Origin of the sequence: Metabacillus sp. B2-18 (genome assembly GCF_021117275.1) — a bacterium.
Lineage (GTDB): Bacteria > Bacillota > Bacilli > Bacillales > Bacillaceae > Metabacillus.
This window is the reverse complement of sequence record NZ_CP088245.1, coordinates 98,642-118,022: the sequence shown is the minus strand read 5'-3', so window position 1 is coordinate 118,022 and position 19,381 is coordinate 98,642. Positions and strand designations below refer to the sequence as shown.

11 protein-coding genes, 9 tRNA genes and 4 rRNA genes are annotated in these 19,381 nt (G+C 41.0%); all 24 read right to left on the bottom strand.

The annotated features are described in order from the left end of the window. Positions 1-142: 142 nt before the first annotated feature. Positions 143-1,600, bottom strand: coding sequence for a glutamate--tRNA ligase (gene gltX / locus LPC09_RS00605; RefSeq protein WP_231308796.1), 1,458 nt, complete (start codon positions 1,598-1,600; stop codon positions 143-145). A gap of 166 nt (positions 1,601-1,766) precedes the next feature. Beyond that, positions 1,767-2,246: a 2-C-methyl-D-erythritol 2,4-cyclodiphosphate synthase gene (gene ispF / locus LPC09_RS00600; protein WP_231308795.1), complete on the bottom strand. Its 480-nt coding sequence runs from the start codon at positions 2,244-2,246 to the stop codon at positions 1,767-1,769. A gap of 41 nt (positions 2,247-2,287) precedes the next feature. Beyond that, on the bottom strand, positions 2,288-2,971 hold the full coding sequence (gene ispD, locus LPC09_RS00595) for a 2-C-methyl-D-erythritol 4-phosphate cytidylyltransferase (protein ID WP_231308794.1): 684 nt from the start codon (positions 2,969-2,971) through the stop codon (positions 2,288-2,290). Positions 2,972-3,080: 109 nt separating this feature from the next. Further along, the gene (locus LPC09_RS00590; RefSeq protein ID WP_098798348.1) at positions 3,081-4,178 is read right to left on the bottom strand and encodes a PIN/TRAM domain-containing protein; all 1,098 of its coding nucleotides are present in this window, start codon (positions 4,176-4,178) and stop codon (positions 3,081-3,083) included. Positions 4,179-4,376: 198 nt separating this feature from the next. After that, entirely contained in the window at positions 4,377-5,456 is a 1,080-nt protein-coding gene (gene disA / locus LPC09_RS00585) for a DNA integrity scanning diadenylate cyclase DisA (protein WP_098798349.1), read from the bottom strand. Next, on the bottom strand, positions 5,457-6,833 hold the full coding sequence (gene radA, locus LPC09_RS00580) for a DNA repair protein RadA (protein ID WP_231308793.1): 1,377 nt from the start codon (positions 6,831-6,833) through the stop codon (positions 5,457-5,459). A gap of 233 nt (positions 6,834-7,066) precedes the next feature. Next, on the bottom strand, positions 7,067-9,514 hold the full coding sequence (gene clpC / locus LPC09_RS00575) for an ATP-dependent protease ATP-binding subunit ClpC (protein ID WP_098798351.1): 2,448 nt from the start codon (positions 9,512-9,514) through the stop codon (positions 7,067-7,069). After that, positions 9,511-10,608, bottom strand: a complete 1,098-nt coding sequence (locus LPC09_RS00570) for a protein-arginine kinase McsB (RefSeq protein WP_231308792.1) — start codon at positions 10,606-10,608, stop codon at positions 9,511-9,513. Before LPC09_RS00570 ends, clpC begins: the two co-directional genes overlap by 4 nt. Next, positions 10,609-11,160 carry a protein-arginine kinase activator protein McsA gene (locus LPC09_RS00565; protein WP_231308791.1) on the bottom strand — a complete coding sequence of 184 codons (552 nt, stop codon included), beginning with the start codon at positions 11,158-11,160 and terminating at the stop codon, positions 10,609-10,611. It abuts the gene before it with no gap. A 15-nt stretch (positions 11,161-11,175) separates the two neighbouring features. Continuing rightward, positions 11,176-11,637 (bottom strand): CtsR family transcriptional regulator, encoded by a 462-nt coding sequence (locus LPC09_RS00560; protein WP_121664157.1) that lies wholly within the window; start codon positions 11,635-11,637, stop codon positions 11,176-11,178. Between the two features lie 126 nt (positions 11,638-11,763). After that, positions 11,764-12,462, bottom strand: coding sequence for an MgtC/SapB family protein (locus LPC09_RS00555; protein WP_231308790.1), 699 nt, complete (start codon positions 12,460-12,462; stop codon positions 11,764-11,766). An 802-nt stretch (positions 12,463-13,264) separates the two neighbouring features. Continuing rightward, positions 13,265-13,380 (bottom strand): 5S ribosomal RNA (gene rrf, locus LPC09_RS00550). An 83-nt stretch (positions 13,381-13,463) separates the two neighbouring features. Then, positions 13,464-16,394 (bottom strand): 23S ribosomal RNA (locus LPC09_RS00545). A 236-nt stretch (positions 16,395-16,630) separates the two neighbouring features. Next, positions 16,631-18,180, bottom strand: a 16S ribosomal RNA gene (locus tag LPC09_RS00540). A gap of 170 nt (positions 18,181-18,350) precedes the next feature. Further along, positions 18,351-18,426 (bottom strand) — tRNA-Ala (locus tag LPC09_RS00535). 13 nt (positions 18,427-18,439) lie between these two features. Next, a tRNA-Pro gene (locus LPC09_RS00530) sits at positions 18,440-18,516 on the bottom strand. A gap of 4 nt (positions 18,517-18,520) precedes the next feature. Next, positions 18,521-18,597: transfer RNA gene (locus tag LPC09_RS00525), tRNA-Arg, on the bottom strand. A gap of 29 nt (positions 18,598-18,626) precedes the next feature. Then, a tRNA-Leu gene (locus LPC09_RS00520) sits at positions 18,627-18,715 on the bottom strand. A gap of 9 nt (positions 18,716-18,724) precedes the next feature. After that, positions 18,725-18,799: transfer RNA gene (locus LPC09_RS00515), tRNA-Gly, on the bottom strand. Between the two features lie 35 nt (positions 18,800-18,834). Further along, a tRNA-Leu gene (locus LPC09_RS00510) sits at positions 18,835-18,920 on the bottom strand. Between the two features lie 13 nt (positions 18,921-18,933). Continuing rightward, positions 18,934-19,009 (bottom strand) — tRNA-Lys (locus LPC09_RS00505). Between the two features lie 35 nt (positions 19,010-19,044). Next, positions 19,045-19,120 (bottom strand) — tRNA-Thr (locus LPC09_RS00500). 36 nt (positions 19,121-19,156) lie between these two features. Then, positions 19,157-19,232, bottom strand: a tRNA-Val gene (locus tag LPC09_RS00495). Positions 19,233-19,237: 5 nt separating this feature from the next. Further along, positions 19,238-19,353: ribosomal RNA gene (gene rrf / locus LPC09_RS00490) — 5S ribosomal RNA — on the bottom strand. The 16S, 23S and 5S rRNA genes sit together here with 9 tRNA genes alongside, the layout of an rRNA operon. Between the last annotated feature and the right edge of the window lie 28 nt (positions 19,354-19,381).

Here is a 19,381-nt window from a genome sequence, read left to right as displayed (position 1 = left end):
GAATCATCTTCATAATGTACAATTTGTTACCAAAAAACGTTTGAGGTTCATTTTTCATTGCATTTCTTCGTATATTCAACAATAAGCTAGATGAAAGAAAAGTCTCATTTTTTGATTTAAAAGCGATCATTATGAAATGAACTCAACTAATTACACTTTGTAATCTAGCTAAAACGGTGGATTTTCCTAAAACCGCAATAGATTTTGGTAAGTCCGGTCCATGTGTTTGACCTGTTATCGCTACACGAATCGGCATAAATAAATTTTTCCCTTTTTGTCCGGTTGCTTTCTGGACAGCCTTTATCATTGTTTTCACTGTATCAGCTGAAAAATCATCACTTTGATTGATTTCACTCACAAACGCTGATAAAACTTCGGGAACTTGCTCTCCTGCAAGAACATCCTTTGCTTCCTCTTCATAAGAGATCTCTTCTTTAAAGAAAAGCTCCGTTAGAGCAACAATTTCTGCTCCAAAGTTCAATTGCTCTTGATAGAGCGCAATTAATTGATGAGTTCTCTCTTGTTCTTCCTCGCTCATGTTTTCTGACACTTTCCCAGCTTTAATTAAATGCGGCAAGCAAAGTGGAATTAATTTTTCAAGATCTAGTTGCTTAATATATTGATTATTCATCCAAGCTAATTTATGTGTATCAAAGACAGCTGGAGATTTAGAAAGACGGGTTGCATCAAAGATTTCAATTAATTGATTCTTTGTAAATACCTCTTCTTCTCCGCCCGGCGACCAACCAAGTAATGAAATAAAGTTAAATAATGCTTCTGGTAGATAACCAAGCTCTTCATATTGCTCAATAAATTGAATGATTGATTCATCACGTTTACTTAATTTTTTGCGGTTTTCATTTACGATTAATGTCATATGACCGAATACGGGAATATCCCAGCCAAGCGCTTCATAAATCATCAATTGCTTTGGCGTATTAGAAATGTGGTCTTCTCCTCTTAGTACATGTGAAATCCCCATTAAGTGGTCATCAACAGCTACTGCAAAATTATAAGTAGGTGTTCCGTCCTTTTTCACAATAACAAAGTCACCCATTCCTTCTGACTCAAAGGAAATATCTCCTTTTACCATGTCAGTAAAACGGTACTCTTTATTAGCAGGTACTCGAAAACGAATGCTTGCTTGAAGCCCTTGTGATTCTAATTCGTTTTGTTCTTCTTTTGTTAAGTTAGCATGCTTACCTGAATACTGAGGTGTTTCACCTCTCGCCATTTGTTCTTCGCGTTCTTTTTCCAGCTCTTCTTCTGTACAATAACATTTATAAGCTAAACCTTTGTCTAGAAGCTCATCATAATATTTCTTGTAAATATCATTTCTCTCTGATTGGCGATATGGGCCATATTCTCCACCAACATCAATACTTTCATCCCAATCAATTCCTAGCCATTTTAAGTACTTTAATTGACTTTCTTCTCCGCCAGCAATATTACGTTTCTTATCCGTATCTTCAATACGTATAATAAATTTTCCACCTTGATTTTTAGCGAATAAATAATTAAATAATGCTGTTCTTGCATTTCCAATATGTAAATGTCCAGTTGGACTTGGTGCATAACGAACTCTAACTTCTTTTGCCATCTTTGCTACCTCCGTCTTTTTGACTCTTCGTTTCCAAGCTGCTTAAAAATATAAGCAACCCATAGTTAATAATTTTTATGTAAAATTACGAATAACGTATAAGACCAGACCTAATTTTACCACCAAAATAAAGCAGATACAAAATAAATCAACAAACTAATCTGTGTTATGTACGCTGCTGAATAAGGACTGTTGCCATTGAAGCAATTCCCTCTTGTCTACCTGCAAAACCTAATTTTTCGGTTGTTGTTGCTTTTACATTGACTTGTGATACTTCAGCTTCTAATAATTCAGCAATCCTATTTCTCATGTCTTCAATAAATGGTGCCATTTTAGGCTTTTGCGCAATAATTGTACAATCAATATTACCTAATTCATAACCTTTATTTTTTACGATCTCCCACACATGTTTTAATAACTTTGCAGAATCCGCATCTTTGAAAGTGGGATCTGTATCAGGGAAGTGTTTCCCAATATCCCCTTCACCGATTGCACCTAAGCAAGCATCTGCCACTGTATGTAATAATACATCAGCATCTGAATGGCCTAATAACCCTTTTTCATATGGAATCTCAATTCCACCGATTATTAATGGGCGATTTTCCACTAATTGATGTACATCAAAACCTTGTCCAACTCTTATCATTATTATTCCCACTTTCTATACCCTAATAGACACTATGAATTTTACATCTTTCTCTTCGACAAAATTGCCTCTGCTATGTACAGATCCTCGGGTGTTGTGATTTTAATATTTGTATATTCACCAGCAACGATCGAAACCGCTTGATCTACTCTTTCTAGAAGACTCGCATCATCTGTTCCTAGAAAGTTTTCTCTCACTGCTTTTTCATGTGCTTCTAAAATAATTGATAAATGGAACGCTTGTGGAGTTTGGATTGACCAAAGTGAAGAACGTTCAACTGTTTCGACTACCACTCCATCTTTCGCTCTCTTTATTGTATCTTTAACTGGTACAGCAAGTGTTGCCGCACCGGTTATGATCGTTTTTGACAAAAGTGCCTCTATACTTTCATGAGTAAGAAAAGGTCTTGCTCCATCATGAACAAGAACTAAATCTCCCTCTTCCACTGCCTTTAGCCCGTTATAAACACTGTATTGGCGCTCTTGTCCACCAGATACTAAATGTTTGATTTTGGATATGCGGTATTTTTTTATCAGCTGTTGAAAGTCAGCTTTTTCCGCGTCATTAATTACTAATATAATACCCTTACAATGGGAATGTTCTTCAAAAACCTTTAATGTATGTATAATAATTGGAATCTGTTCTAGTTGAATAAACTGCTTATTCTTACCTGCATTCATCCGCTTACCCTGACCAGCAGCAGGTATTATGACTTGATAATTCATTGGAGTTACTCCTTCAATAATTCAGTATAACATCATAATAAAAGATTCCTCTCTATATGTAAAACAGCCCATGAGACATAGAGTTAAATGTTTCATGGGCTGAGGTATATTATAATGCTTTTTCTAATAGCTTGGGTTTTGCAAAGATCATTCTTCCAGCCGAAGTCTGAAGGACGCTTGTTACAAGCACATCAATATGCTTTCCAATGTAATTTCGGCCATCCTCAACAACAATCATTGTTCCATCATCTAAATAGGCAACACCTTGATTATGCTCTTTCCCGTCTTTAATGACCTGAACATTCATTTCTTCACCAGGTAACACAACAGGCTTAACCGCATTCGCCAAATCATTAATATTCAATACATGAACCTTTTGTAATTCACATACTTTATTGAGGTTAAAATCATTTGTTACAACAACACCAGATGTGAGTTTTGCAAGCTTAACGAGTTTACTATCCACCTCTTGTATTTCCTCAAAATCACCTTCATAAATTTCTACATTTATAGAAAGCTCTTTTTGAATACGGTTTAAGATATCAAGACCTCTTCTTCCACGATTTCTTTTTAGTACATCAGAAGAATCCGCGATATGCTGTAATTCTTCTAGAACAAATTGAGGGATAACGATGGTTCCTTCTAGGAATCCTGTTTGACAGATATCCGCAATTCGCCCATCTATAATGACACTCGTGTCCAATATTTTTAGCTTTTTATCTTCAACTTCAACCTCGTCATCAGAGATTCCTTTTTTCTTACCTATTTTATTTTGAACTGTAAAAACATTAATTAGTTCGTCTCGTTTCTTAAATCCTACTTGAAAACCTAAGTACCCAAGCAGTAGCGTTAAGAATATTGGAATAATGGTGTTAAAGACTTGGTACTGGATCGTATTTAAAGGGATAACAATAAGAAAAGCAACTATAAGACCAAATATTAATCCTAGACTACCAAATAAAACATCTGTAACAGGGGCTTTTACAACAGCTTCTTCTAAGACCCTGATCCAATTCACAACATAATCGACCAACCAAAATGTTGCCACAAAGAATATGATTGCACCTAGTACTGCTAGCGTATAAGGTGTATTAATAAAAGGTATGTCCTGCATATTCATTAATTCAAGTAGTTGTGGCATAAATAGGATTCCTAACATCCCACCTACACTTAGAAAAAATAGTTGGATTATGCGTTTAATTAACATACCTTCACCTCCTTTTTAATTATTACTACTTTATCCTAATTTGCTGACATGTGAAATAGATAAATTAAAATGTAAATAGATTGATACATGTCTGTAATCTTGGCTATGACCCAAAAACACATACATTAAAAAACAATTTTAATATACCCTATTTTACAGAAATTAAAACAGTAATCGTAAAAATTTCATGAAATCTTCTTATATATGACGATCAATTAGTAGTTGGTCTTGCAATCTCTTCAATCCTTCTTTTATTTTCTTAGCTCTTACCTCACCAATTCCTTCTACCTCGTCTAACTGTTCTACGGATGCTTTCATAATAAGTTTCAAATTTTTATATGTTGTCACTAAATTTTCAATAATTATCGTAGGCAGTCTCGGAATCTTGTTTAAAATGCGATAACCACGTGAAATAACTGGACTATCTATATTTGTAAAAGAAGAATAACCTAATAATTTAAACAGAACGGAATCTTCCAAAAGCTCAAAGCTCGATAAGTCTTGAAGCTGTTTAATGACAGGGTAAGGGTCAACTGACTTATCGACAGCATAATCCTTAATTAAAAGAGCCGCTTCTTCTTCTAACCCTGTCAAAAGTTCCGCTAACTGCAAGCGAATCAGATGTCCTTCAGCTCCAAGTTCATTCACATAATCATTTATTTCATCCTTAATTCTAAGAACCATCTCAAACCTGTGAAGTACTTGAAGGACTTCTTTAAATGTCACTAGCTCTTCTAGTTCAAGTGCACCTAGCGTCATGATTGATTGATCTAATACAATTTTATATTTTTCTAATGTTTGAATGGCTTGATTTGCTTTTGTTAAGATAACACCTATATCCCTTAATGCATATCTAAGCTCTCCATGATACAGCGTGATTACATTTCTTCTTTGTGAAATAGCAATAACTAAATTACCCGTTTGTTTCGCCACACGCTCAGCCGTACGATGTCTCATGCCCGTTTCAGAGGAGTAAACAGTAGGGTCAGGAACCAGTTGAGCATTTGCATACATGATTTTGTTTCCTGAATCACTTAAGATGATAGCTCCATCCATTTTCGCAAGCTCATATAAATGAGCAGATGAAAATGGACATTCAATTGTAAAGCCTCCATCAATCACTTCCTTTACCTTGTCATTATGACCAACAACAATTAACCCACCTGTTTTTGCTCGAAGTACATTTTCTATCCCTTCTCTAATAGGTGTTCCAGGCGCTACAAACTGCAAAATTTCATTTAATGTCTTTTCGCCTGACTTACTCTCTATATCTGTCATTTATGATCCCCCTAATGTTTTTTGGAGGGCCTCTGCTACATTTTTTACTCCTATAATTTCTATATCATCTGGTGGATTCCAACCGCCTATATTTGCATGTGGAATGACCGCCCTCTTAAAACCTAGCTTTGCAGCCTCAATCACTCTTTGTTCAATTCTCGACACTCTACGAACCTCACCTGTTAACCCAACTTCTCCGATAATAACGTCAGTTGGTTTTGGTGGTGCATCCTTAAAACTAGATGCAATACTAACAGCAACAGCTAAATCAATAGCAGGTTCATCAAGCTTTACGCCTCCGGCAACCTTTAGATATGCATCCTGGTTTTGCAAAAGAAGACCAACACGTTTCTCTAAAACAGCCATTAACAATGGCACTCGATTATGATCTATTCCAGTTGCCATTCTCCTTGGATTTCCAAAACTGGTCGGAGAGATAAGAGCCTGAATTTCAACAAGCACTGATCTGGTACCTTCCATCGAGGCAACAACTGTTGAACCTGCTGCACCCTTAGACCTCTCTTCTAGAAAAATCTCTGATGGATTTTGCACCTCTTCTAAACCAGCTTCTTTCATCTCAAAAATTCCCATTTCATTTGTGGATCCAAAACGGTTTTTTACAGCACGTAATATTCGATACGTATGATGCCTTTCTCCTTCAAAATAGAGGACAGTATCAACCATATGCTCTAAAAGCCTTGGACCTGCAATTGAACCCTCTTTCGTTACATGACCAACAATGAATACCGCAATTCCCTTTGTTTTGGCTATTCTCATTAATTCAGCCGTTGATTCTCTTACTTGAGACACACTACCTGGAGCAGAGCTTATTTCACTATGATAAACAGTTTGAATCGAATCGACCACTACAAAGGCTGGGTTTGTTTCGTCGATTGCTTTTGAAATAAAGCTTAAATCTGTTTCAGATAAAACTAATAATTTATTAGATTTTACCCCTAAGCGATCTGCCCTTAATTTCGTTTGCTTAACTGATTCTTCACCAGATATATATAAAACATCATGACCGTTATCAGCTAATTGAGAGGATACTTGTAATAACAGTGTTGATTTCCCAATACCAGGGTCACCACCAATTAAAACTAAAGATCCCTTCACAATACCACTTCCGAGTACACGGTTAAATTCTTTAAGGTTTGTAAATATTCTTGGTTCTTGGGTTGTTTCAATTGTTGTGATCGGCGAGGGTTTTTGTACCGTTTGATTGGAATGAGCAAAAACAGCCCTTCGAGGTGACCCAGACTTTAATACTTCTTCTGTCATTGTATTCCATTCACCACATCCTGGGCATTTTCCCATCCACTTCGGTGATTCATATCCACAGGTTTGACAAATAAACTTTACCTTTGCTTTTGCCATAAAATTGTTCCTCTCTTATTAGATTACCAAATAGACAAGTTAATTATGATACTTATCCTTAATTATATAAAACTGAAGGTGTTATCAAGGGAAATCTTTTCGGAAATTACGTTTAATCTTTCCAGACGGGTAAAAGGAGGATTATCTTATTCCCATGTCCGTAGTATTATCCATAGGAGAAAAAAGAAAGTGAGGCACACAATTAAAATCGTATGCCTCTAAACTATCTTTATTTAATTAGATTTCACTTCTTCTTTTTCAGCTGTTTTCACAACAAACTCGCCATTTTCCACATCAAGAATAATTTTTTGGCCTTTATCAATTGTACCTTTTAACAGCTCTTCAGAAAGACGATCTTCCACATTCTTTTGAATCGAACGACGCAATGGTCTTGCACCATATTCTAAGTCAATTCCTTCATCTGCAATTTTCTCTTTCGCAGATTCTGTTAATTCTAATGAAAGATCTTGTTCTTTTAAACGTTTCGTTAATTGATCAGACATAAGCGAAACGATTTCTTTTAGATGCTTTTTCTCTAAAGAATGGAAGACAATGATTTCATCAATACGGTTGATGAATTCAGGACGGAATGCACGTTTTAACTCATTCATTACCTTATCTTTCATGTCTTTATAATTTTGTGTTTCATCTTGAATATTAAAGCCAACATACTTATTGCGTTTTAGTTCACTAGCTCCAACGTTAGAAGTCATAATTAAAATCGTATTTCTAAAGTCTACAGTACGCCCTTTAGAATCCGTTAATCTTCCGTCTTCTAATACTTGAAGTAAAATATTAAACACATCAGGGTGGGCTTTTTCAATCTCATCTAAAAGAACAACTGAGTAAGGCTTTCTTCTAACCTTCTCTGTTAACTGACCACCTTCATCATATCCTACATATCCTGGAGGTGAACCAACAAGACGTGATGTTGAGTGCTTCTCCATATACTCAGACATATCAATACGAATCATCGCATCTTCATCACCAAAGATCGATTCTGCTAGAGCACGAGCTAACTCAGTTTTTCCTACACCCGTTGGTCCTAAGAAGATGAATGAACCGATTGGACGTTTTGGATCCTTTAAGCCAGCACGAGCACGGCGTACTGCTTTTGCAACAGCAACTACCGCTTCTTCTTGACCGACTACCCTTGAATGAAGGAGGCTTTCCATATTTAACAGTTTGTCAGTTTCTGTTTGTGCCAACTTGGAAACTGGAACACCAGTCCAACTAGAAACAACCATCGCAATATCTTCAACTGTCACTTCAGTATTTTCTTGACCTTGTTTTTCTTTCCATGTTTTTTTCGTTTCTTCTAGCTGCTCACGTAAACGTTGCTCTGTATCACGTAAAGATGCTGCTTTTTCAAACTCTTGGCTTTGAACAGAGGCATCTTTTTCCTTACGGATTTCCTCAAGCTTTAGTTCAAGCTCTTTTAAATTAGGCGGTGTAGTAAAAGAACGTAAGCGAACTTTTGAACCTGCTTCATCAATTAAATCAATCGCTTTGTCTGGAAGGAAACGATCAGAGATATAACGATCTGATAATTTAACAGCAGCATCAATCGCTTCATCTGTAATTGATACTCTATGATGTGCCTCATAACGATCACGTAAACCTTTTAATATTTGAACACTTTCATCAACAGATGGTTCATCAACTTGAATTGGCTGGAATCTACGCTCTAATGCAGCATCTTTTTCAATGTACTTTCTATATTCATCAAGTGTTGTTGCACCAATACATTGTAGCTCACCACGAGCTAACGAAGGCTTAAGAATATTTGAAGCATCAATAGCTCCTTCTGCACCACCAGCACCAATTAATGTGTGCAACTCATCGATAAAGAGAATGATATTACCCGCTTGACGAATTTCATCCATTACCTTTTTCAGGCGATCTTCAAATTCACCACGGTATTTTGTCCCTGCAACAACCGTTCCCATATCTAACGTCATAACACGCTTATCACGTAAAATTTCCGGTACTTCATTTTGGACAATTTGTTGAGCCAAGCCTTCAGCTATGGCCGTTTTACCAACACCTGGCTCTCCAATTAATACAGGGTTGTTTTTCGTACGTCTACTCAACACTTCAATAACACGTTGAATTTCCTTACTTCTACCAATTACAGGATCTAAGCTTCCTTCTCTAGCAATTGCCGTTAAATCACGTGCAAGACTATCCAAAGTAGGTGTATTAGCATTAGTAATGCCTCCACCTTGATGGTTTGCTGAAGATTCGTTGCTTCCTAATAATTGAAGAACCTGTTGTCTTGCTTTGTTTAAACTTACACCTAAATTATTAAGTACTCGTGCAGCTACCCCTTCTCCCTCACGAATAAGTCCTAGGAGAATATGTTCTGTTCCAACATAAGAATGTCCCAGCTTTCTTGCTTCGTCCATTGATAGCTCAATCACCTTTTTTGCTCTTGGTGTATAGTGAATAGTTTGTGATGCATCTTGACCTCTACCAATCAATCCTTCTACTTCTTTTTGAATTTTATCTGGACCTAGACCTAATGCTAGTAAAGCTTTAGCAGCTATGCCTTCGCCTTCACTAACAAGACCTAGAAGAATATGCTCTGTTCCAATATTATTATGACCTAATCGAACTGCTTCCTCTTGTGCTAAAGCCAGTACTTTTTGCGCGCGTTCTGTAAATCTTCCAAACATCATAATTCATCATCCTCCATCCGTTTATTACGATCCATTTCCAGGTTTAACCGCTCTCTAATGAGTGCAGCACGACGAATATCTCTCTCATTTGGACGTAATGGTCCTCCAAAATACTGCTGCAAAAATCCAGGCTGTGTTAATATCATCAGTTCATTTAAAATAGTACGGGAAATATCTTTAATAATTCCTAAATCAATACCTAATCTAACATCAGATAAGCATTTTGCAGTCTCGTTAGATTCTATGCTTCGGCAGTATACCAAAGTTCCAAAGGAACGGTAAACCCTGTCTTCTAACTGAGTTTGTGAGGACTGATATAGAGCTTCGCGAGTAGATCTTTCCTGCTCAATTAGCTGTTGTACAACACTAACAAGATCCTCTACAATATCCTTCTCTGACTTACCTAATGTAATTTGGTTTGATATTTGAAACAGATTTCCTACTGCTTCACTGCCTTCTCCATATATCCCTCTTACAACCAAGCCAAGCTGATTAATTGCCGGGATAATTCGATTAATTTTTTGAGTGATAACTAACGCTGGGAGATGCATCATCACTGATGCCCTAAGCCCTGTTCCTACATTGGTAGGACAGCTTGTTAGATATCCTCTTTGTTCATCGAAGGCATAATCAACTTCTTCTTCAATCCAATCATCCAACTGATTCGCAGTACTTAAGGCTTCTTCCAGCTGAAATCCAGGATATAAGCATTGAATACGGATATGATCCTCTTCATTTAACATTATGCTTACCTCTTCATTTTCAGAAAGCAAACAGCCTCCATAATCTGAGTGGTCAGCTAAGTTAGGGCTTATCAAATGCTTTTCTACAAGGACCCTTTTCTGAATTGCTTGCAAATCATTCATTTTTAAAAGCTCTAATTGGCCTAATTTTTTGAATGTTTTATTTGCATATGTGTTTTCAAAGAAATTTAGAACTTCCTGGGCTTCCTCATTTGTAGAGAGAGTAGGGAATTTATATTGATCTATATTTCGTGCTAAACGAATTCGGCTGCTTAATACAATGTCTGAATCAGGACCTTCCTGACTCATCCAAGCACTCATCGCCTTATTCATAAAGTTCTGGAGTGACATCTAAAATCCCTCCTCATCAAAGCTACTTAATTTTTTTTCAAGTGAGCGGATTTCATCTCTTACCAGTGCAGCTTGTTCAAACTCTTCTTGACTAATAAGACTTCGTATTTTCTCTTTTAGATCCTCAATTTTTTTCCTTATATGAATATCTCCACCAATTCTCTTTGGGATTTTCCCGGAATGTTCTGTGTTTCCACCATGAACACGTCTTAGAATCGGAGTAATATAATTTTTAAAAGTTGGGTAACAATTAGAGCAACCAAACCTACCAGATTTCTTAAAATCCTGGAAGGTCATTTTACATCGATCACATTGAGGAACACTTTCTGTTTTAAACACATTCTGCTCCTCTGCTTTAGCAAAGCCATGCTCCATATTAAGTAAACCTGTTAACAGGCTGTTTAACGAGAATCCTGAACTTGAATTAAACATAAAAAATTCACTATTTTCTTTCGCACAGTGCTCACATATATGAACTTCTGTTTTCTCACCATTAATCACTTTTGTAAAGTGAAACGTTGCCGGTCTTTCATTACATTCCTGGCAAATCATCCGTCTCCCCTACTTTCACTTATATTTCAATGAAGTTAACATGGCTTTCACCATTCTTGCCCTTAATTCATCCCTATGAGGAAGGTCGATATATAGGACTGAACGATCTATAACACTCATCATCAGCTTTGCTTCTCGAGGGGATATGACCTCTTCAGTTACAAGCCGACTAATGATATCCTCTGCAGCTGCTTGTGAGAGGCGATTGTTTATTAAAGCTAGTAATTGATCAAGTAAGTGTGCTTGAGTTTCAGCATGAACTTTAATAATTCTAATATAGCCTCCTCCACCACGCTTACTTTCTACTAGATAACCTCTTTCAATCGTAAATCTTGTGTTTATAACATAGTTTATCTGTGAAGGCACACATTGAAATTGATCAGCTATTTCACTGCGTTTAATTTCAACAATTTCTTTACCACTACTGTCCAGCACTTTTTTTAAATACTGTTCAATAATGTCTGAAATATTTCTCACTCAACCTCCCCCTCACTGACTTTGACTATATTTGACTATAATCTAAATATAAAACGAACAGAAAAATTTTTCAACTCTTCTGTTTCATTTTAAATATTGCCAAAATAGAAAGAAGTGAAACCTTATTTAAAAGATTTTTTCTACTTCCTTGATTTCCTTTAGTACAAGCTCCAACTTTTCATGCCCTATTGAATGAATGTTAATATTAATATCTAACTGATAATAAAAAGTTACATTCCCATCTCGGTCCTTTCGACTTGATGTCATCACAATACTATTTGTCTTAATGCTATATGTCGAAAGACGCTGAATCACTTCATCAATTGAAGATTTAGTTGAATTTACAACAACCTTCATCTTTCTTCTTGTCTTTTTTACATACATATACTTCTCTAATCTATTTAAAAAAATGAGACACATTAACACAATAATCGTTGTAAAAAATGCCAGAATATACATTCCTGATCCGATAATTAAACCTAATCCAGCTACAATCCAGATAGAAGCAGCTGTTGTTAATCCTCTAACCGTTGCACCTTTTACTAGAATGGTTCCTCCACCTAAAAAACCTATGCCACTAATCACATAAGATGGAATCCGTGACGGATCGAATTGCACAGCTTTATGATCCTGAAGATAATGCTCAAAACCATACAAAGACAATATCATCATAAGACATGATCCAATTCCTACTAACAAATGTGTTCGAAACCCCGCAGGATGATTCTTAAACTCCCGTTCTAACCCTATAACTCCACATAAAAGAGCTGCAATAAGGATACGAGAAAACATCGTATAATCCTCTTGACTAAGAAACTCAAACATATACATTTCCCCTAGTTTAATAAGACATATAAGTTGTTCTAATATATATATACTCAAAAGATAGTTTTCAAACACTTATTTTTTTGATGGGGGTGTCTGGTGGGGGTGTCTGGTGGGGGTGCCTGGTGGGGGTGCCTGTCACTTCCCGTAATTTGCTAAAATTTGTCGAATAAAGTCTTCAATGGACTATTTTGCATGATTTTACGCTCTCATCTAATTTTATAAAGACAATCTTTTTATGTTATAGAAAATAGTCATAAATTGTAGGCTAATCTCAATGTTCTTTTCTGTTAGGTTCAAGTTTATTTGGCAATCTAAGAAGTTTATCTACGATTATGGAAGATTTATCTAAGATTTTTGCCGTTTTATCTTCGATACTACATATTTCTACAACTTCCACTTCTCGCAAACTTCTTAAAAATTTCCGTTCTTAATTACCCCCTTTTACTACACAAAAAAGACCAGCATTTCTACTGATCTTTTTCCTCTTCTTACTTGGCGACATCCTATTCTCACAGGGGAAACCTCCAACTACCATCGGCGCAAGAGCTTAACTTCTGCATTCGGACTATCAGCTTGCGATAAGTTTCGAATCTCCGCGTTAGCTTGTTCGTTCAGATCCTCATGTGCCAAGACCGCACACTCCGGTCTTCACTCCCTGCGCTTCCTTTACCTTCTTGCTTCTCCCAAGCCTCAGGCTAGTAGTTTTAATTTGTCTCTAATTCTTATATTCAAACCTTCGGTTTAACAACCTTTAACCACACAAAAAAAGACCAGTATCTACTGATCTTTTTCTCTTCTTACTTGGCGACGTCCTACTCTCACAGGGGGAAACCCCCAACTACCATCGGCGCTGAAGAGCTTAACTTCCGTGTTCGGCATGGGAACGGGTGTGACCTCTTCGCCATCATCACCAAATAATTAATATTTAGTTTGAAGGATATTCCTTCAAAACTAGATAACGAATCACAATTCAATTCACTAAGCTAACGCTCTTTAATTAGGTTAAGTCCTCGATCGATTAGTATCAGTCAGCTCCACACGTCACCGCGCTTCCACCTCTGACCTATCAACCTGATCATCTTTCAGGGATCTTACTCACTAATGTGATGGGAAATCTCATCTTGAGGGGGGCTTCATGCTTAGATGCTTTCAGCACTTATCCCTTCCGCACATAGCTACCCAGCTATGCCTTTGGCAAGACAACTGGTACACCAGCGGTGCGTCCATCCCGGTCCTCTCGTACTAAGGACAGCTCCTCTCAAATTTCCTACGCCCACGACGGATAGGGACCGAACTGTCTCACGACGTTCTGAACCCAGCTCGCGTACCGCTTTAATGGGCGAACAGCCCAACCCTTGGGACCGACTACAGCCCCAGGATGCGATGAGCCGACATCGAGGTGCCAAACCTCCCCGTCGATGTGGACTCTTGGGGGAGATAAGCCTGTTATCCCCGGGGTAGCTTTTATCCGTTGAGCGATGGCCCTTCCATGCGGAACCACCGGATCACTAAGCCCGACTTTCGTCCCTGCTCGACTTGTAGGTCTCGCAGTCAAGCTCCCTTGTGCCTTTACACTCTACGAATGATTTCCAACCATTCTGAGGGAACCTTTGGGCGCCTCCGTTACATTTTAGGAGGCGACCGCCCCAGTCAAACTGCCCACCTGACACTGTCTCCCAGCCCGATCAGGGCTGTGGGTTAGAATTTCAATACAGCCAGGGTAGTATCCCACCGACGCCTCCACCGAAGCTAGCGCTCCGGCTTCTCAGGCTCCTACCTATCCTGTACAAGCTGTACCAAAATTCAATATCAGGCTACAGTAAAGCTCCACGGGGTCTTTCCGTCCTGTCGCGGGTAACCTGCATCTTCACAGGTACTATAATTTCACCGAGTCTCTCGTTGAGACAGTGCCCAGATCGTTACGCCTTTCGTGCGGGTCGGAACTTACCCGACAAGGAATTTCGCTACCTTAGGACCGTTATAGTTACGGCCGCCGTTTACTGGGGCTTCGGTTCAAAGCTTCGCTTGCGCTAACCTCTCCCCTTAACCTTCCAGCACCGGGCAGGCGTCAGCCCCTATACTTCGCCTTGCGGCTTCGCAGAGACCTGTGTTTTTGCTAAACAGTCGCCTGGGCCTATTCACTGCGGCTTTTCCGGGCTATTCACCCTAAAAAGCACCCCTTCTCCCGAAGTTACGGGGTCATTTTGCCGAGTTCCTTAACGAGAGTTCTCTCGCTCACCTTAGGATTCTCTCCTCGCCTACCTGTGTCGGTTTGCGGTACGGGCACCTCTCACCTCGCTAGAGGCTTTTCTTGGCAGTGTGGAATCAGGAACTTCGGTACTATAGTTCCCTCGCCATCACAGCTCAGCCTTATGTGACAACGGGATTTGCCTCGTTGTCAGCCTAACTGCTTGGACGCGCATATCCAACAGCGCGCTTACCCTATCCTTCTGCGTCCCCCCATTGCTCAAACGGTGAGGAGGTGGTACAGGAATTTCAACCTGTTGTCCATCGCCTACGCCTTTCGGCCTCGGCTTAGGTCCCGACTTACCCTGAGCGGACGAGCCTTCCTCAGGAAACCTTAGGCATTCGGTGGAGGGGATTCTCACCCCTCTTTCGCTACTCATACCGGCATTCTCACTTCTAAGCGCTCCACCAGTCCTTACGGTCTGGCTTCACAGCCCTTAGAACGCTCTCCTACCACTGTTCTAAAAGAACAGTCCACAGCTTCGGTGATACGTTTAGCCCCGGTACATTTTCGGCGCAGAGTCACTCGACCAGTGAGCTATTACGCACTCTTTAAATGGTGGCTGCTTCTAAGCCAACATCCTGGTTGTCTAAGCAACTCCACATCCTTTTCCACTTAACGTATACTTTGGGACCTTAGCTGGTGGTCTGGGCTGTTTCCCTCTTGACTACGGATCTTATCACTCGCAGTCTGACTCCTGAACATAAGTCTTTGGCATTCGGAGTTTGACTGAATTCGGTAACCCGATGGGGGCCCCTAGTCCAATCAGTGCTCTACCTCCAAGACTCTCATTTCAAGGCTAGCCCTAAAGCTATTTCGGAGAGAACCAGCTATCTCCAAGTTCGATTGGAATTTCTCCGCTACCCACACCTCATCCCCGCACTTTTCAACGTGCGTGGGTTCGGGCCTCCATTCAGTGTTACCTGAACTTCACCCTGGACATGGGTAGATCACCTGGTTTCGGGTCTACGACCACGTACTTATTCGCCCTATTCAGACTCGCTTTCGCTGCGGCTCCGTCTTATCAACTTAACCTTGCACGGGATCGTAACTCGCCGGTTCATTCTACAAAAGGCACGCCATTACCCATTAACGGGCTTTGACTACTTGTAGGCACACGGTTTCAGGATCTCTTTCACTCCCCTTCCGGGGTGCTTTTCACCTTTCCCTCACGGTACTGGTTCACTATCGGTCACTAGGGAGTATTTAGCCTTGGGAGATGGTCCTCCCTGCTTCCGACGGGATTTCACGTGTCCCGCCGTACTCAGGATCCACTCTGGAGGGAACGAAGTTTCAACTACAGGGTTGTTACCTTCTTTGACGGGCCTTTCCAGACCTCTTCATTTACTCCGTTCCTTTGTAACTCCGTATAGAGTGTCCTACAACCCCAAGAGGCAAGCCTCTTGGTTTGGGCTTCTTCCGTTTCGCTCGCCGCTACTCAGGAAATCGCGTTTGCTTTCTCTTCCTCCGGGTACTTAGATGTTTCAGTTCCCCGGGTCTGCCATCATCACCCTATGTATTCAGGTGAAGATACTACTCCATTACGAGCAGTGGGTTTCCCCATTCGGAAATCTCCGGATCAAAGCTTACTTACAGCTCCCCGAAGCATATCGGTGTTAGTACCGTCCTTCATCGGCTCCTAGTGCCAAGGCATCCACCGTGCGCCCTTAACAACTTAACCTTTGACATCGAAGATGTCGTTTAAATCAATTATTAAGAGAATCACTAAACTAAGCGTTTAAACTCAGTGAATTACTTGAATTGTTTTCGTTATCTAGTTTTCAAGGAACATAAAACACAGGATGTTCAAATGCACTTTGCATTTAGACTCCTATGTATTGAGTCTTACTCATATAGAAAGATCAGAATGATCTCTCAAAACTAAACAAAATACCAAGCGTGCTCCATTTTCCTTAGAAAGGAGGTGATCCAGCCGCACCTTCCGATACGGCTACCTTGTTACGACTTCACCCCAATCATCTGTCCCACCTTAGGCGGCTGGCTCCTTACGGTTACCCCACCGACTTCGGGTGTTACAAACTCTCGTGGTGTGACGGGCGGTGTGTACAAGGCCCGGGAACGTATTCACCGCGGCATGCTGATCCGCGATTACTAGCGATTCCGGCTTCATGCAGGCGAGTTGCAGCCTGCAATCCGAACTGAGAATGGTTTTATGGGATTGGCTTGACCTCGCGGTCTTGCAGCCCTTTGTACCATCCATTGTAGCACGTGTGTAGCCCAGGTCATAAGGGGCATGATGATTTGACGTCATCCCCACCTTCCTCCGGTTTGTCACCGGCAGTCACCTTAGAGTGCCCAACTGAATGCTGGCAACTAAGATCAAGGGTTGCGCTCGTTGCGGGACTTAACCCAACATCTCACGACACGAGCTGACGACAACCATGCACCACCTGTCACTTCGTCCCCCGAAGGGGAACCTTCTATCTCTAGAAGTAGCGAAGGATGTCAAGACCTGGTAAGGTTCTTCGCGTTGCTTCGAATTAAACCACATGCTCCACCGCTTGTGCGGGCCCCCGTCAATTCCTTTGAGTTTCAGTCTTGCGACCGTACTCCCCAGGCGGAGTGCTTAATGCGTTTGCTGCAGCACTAAAGGGCGGAAACCCTCTAACACTTAGCACTCATCGTTTACGGCGTGGACTACCAGGGTATCTAATCCTGTTCGCTCCCCACGCTTTCGCGCCTCAGCGTCAGTTACAGACCAGAGAGTCGCCTTCGCCACTGGTGTTCCTCCACATCTCTACGCATTTCACCGCTACACGTGGAATTCCACTCTCCTCTTCTGCACTCAAGTTCCCCAGTTTCCAATGACCCTCCACGGTTGAGCCGTGGGCTTTCACATCAGACTTAAGAAACCGCCTGCGCGCGCTTTACGCCCAATAATTCCGGACAACGCTTGCCACCTACGTATTACCGCGGCTGCTGGCACGTAGTTAGCCGTGGCTTTCTGGTTAGGTACCGTCAAGGTACCAGCAGTTACTCTGGTACTTGTTCTTCCCTAACAACAGAACTTTACGACCCGAAGGCCTTCATCGTTCACGCGGCGTTGCTCCGTCAGACTTTCGTCCATTGCGGAAGATTCCCTACTGCTGCCTCCCGTAGGAGTCTGGGCCGTGTCTCAGTCCCAGTGTGGCCGATCACCCTCTCAGGTCGGCTACGCATCGTCGCCTTGGTGAGCCGTTACCTCACCAACTAGCTAATGCGCCGCGGGTCCATCTGTAAGTGACAGCCGAAGCCGTCTTTCAATTTTGAACCATGCGGTTCAAAATATTATCCGGTATTAGCTCCGGTTTCCCGGAGTTATCCCAATCTTACAGGCAGGTTACCCACGTGTTACTCACCCGTCCGCCGCTAACCTCAGGGAGCAAGCTCCCATTGGTTCGCTCGACTTGCATGTATTAGGCACGCCGCCAGCGTTCGTCCTGAGCCAGGATCAAACTCTCCAATAAAGAGTTGATATAGCTCATAAAAGTTTGTACTATATAGTACGTTTTTTGTTAATCGAAATTAACATTTGCACGCTTGGTTTTGTTTAGTTTTCAAAGATCATTGTTTAACAACAACTTTATTATAATATCATTCTCATTTGAGAAAAGCAAGATATTTTTTTAAAAAGTTTTGGTGGAGCCTAGCGGGATCGAACCGCTGACCTCCTGCGTGCAAAGCAGGCGCTCTCCCAGCTGAGCTAAGGCCCCGTAATTTAGTTAATGGTCGGGAAGACAGGATTCGAACCTGCGACCCCTTGGTCCCAAACCAAGTGCTCTACCAAGCTGAGCTACTTCCCGAATATGGCGCGCCCGAGAGGAGTCGAACCCCTAACCTTTTGATCCGTAGTCAAACGCTCTATCCAATTGAGCTACGGGCGCTAATAATCTAAATTGAATTATAAAAACTATGGTGCCGAGGACCGGAATCGAACCGGTACGGTAGTCACCTACCGCAGGATTTTAAGTCCTGTGCGTCTGCCAGTTCCGCCACCCCGGCACTTACTATTGGAGCGGAAGACGGGATTCGAACCCGCGACCCCCACCTTGGCAAGGTGGTGTTCTACCACTGAACTACTTCCGCATATTAGATAATTAATTTTATCATTGCAAAAAATCTGGTGCGGGTGAAGGGACTTGAACCCCCACGTCATAAAGACACTAGATCCTAAGTCTAGCGCGTCTGCCAATTCCGCCACACCCGCAAGGTGTGTTAAATGGTGAGCCATGAAGGACTCGAACCTTCGACCCTCTGATTAAAAGTCAGATGCTCTACCAACTGAGCTAATGGCTCATTTAAGAAATGAGTAATATTATTAATAAAATGAATGGTGCCGGCGAGAGGACTTGAACCCCCAACCTACTGATTACAAGTCAGTTGCTCTACCAGTTGAGCTACACCGGCATATGGTAAGTTATTTTCGCTGGCGCGAAAAAACTATGGTGGAGGATGACGGGATCGAACCGCCGACCCCCTGCTTGTAAGGCAGGTGCTCTCCCAGCTGAGCTAATCCTCCATTATACCTGGCAACGTCCTACTCTCACAGGGGGAAACCCCCAACTACCATCGGCGCTGAAGAGCTTAACTTCCGTGTTCGGCATGGGAACGGGTGTGACCTCTTCGCCATCATTACCAGATATCTCATTCAATTTTAGCGACAAAAAC

Coding starts and splice junctions, on each gene's coding strand:
- radA (WP_231308793.1), bottom strand. CDS start 6,833: ATGGCAAAAGCAAAGGTAAAGTTTATTTGTCAAACCTGTGGATATGAA.
- clpC (WP_098798351.1), bottom strand. CDS start 9,514: ATGATGTTTGGAAGATTTACAGAACGCGCGCAAAAAGTACTGGCTTTA.
- disA (WP_098798349.1), bottom strand. CDS start 5,456: ATGACAGATATAGAGAGTAAGTCAGGCGAAAAGACATTAAATGAAATT.
- ispD (WP_231308794.1), bottom strand. CDS start 2,971: ATGAATTATCAAGTCATAATACCTGCTGCTGGTCAGGGTAAGCGGATG.
- ispF (WP_231308795.1), bottom strand. CDS start 2,246: ATGATAAGAGTTGGACAAGGTTTTGATGTACATCAATTAGTGGAAAAT.
- LPC09_RS00590 (WP_098798348.1), bottom strand. CDS start 4,178: ATGTTAATTAAACGCATAATCCAACTATTTTTTCTAAGTGTAGGTGGG.
- gltX (WP_231308796.1), bottom strand. CDS start 1,600: ATGGCAAAAGAAGTTAGAGTTCGTTATGCACCAAGTCCAACTGGACAT.
- LPC09_RS00570 (WP_231308792.1), bottom strand. CDS start 10,608: ATGTCACTCCAGAACTTTATGAATAAGGCGATGAGTGCTTGGATGAGT.
- LPC09_RS00565 (WP_231308791.1), bottom strand. CDS start 11,160: ATGATTTGCCAGGAATGTAATGAAAGACCGGCAACGTTTCACTTTACA.
- LPC09_RS00555 (WP_231308790.1), bottom strand. CDS start 12,462: ATGTTTGAGTTTCTTAGTCAAGAGGATTATACGATGTTTTCTCGTATC.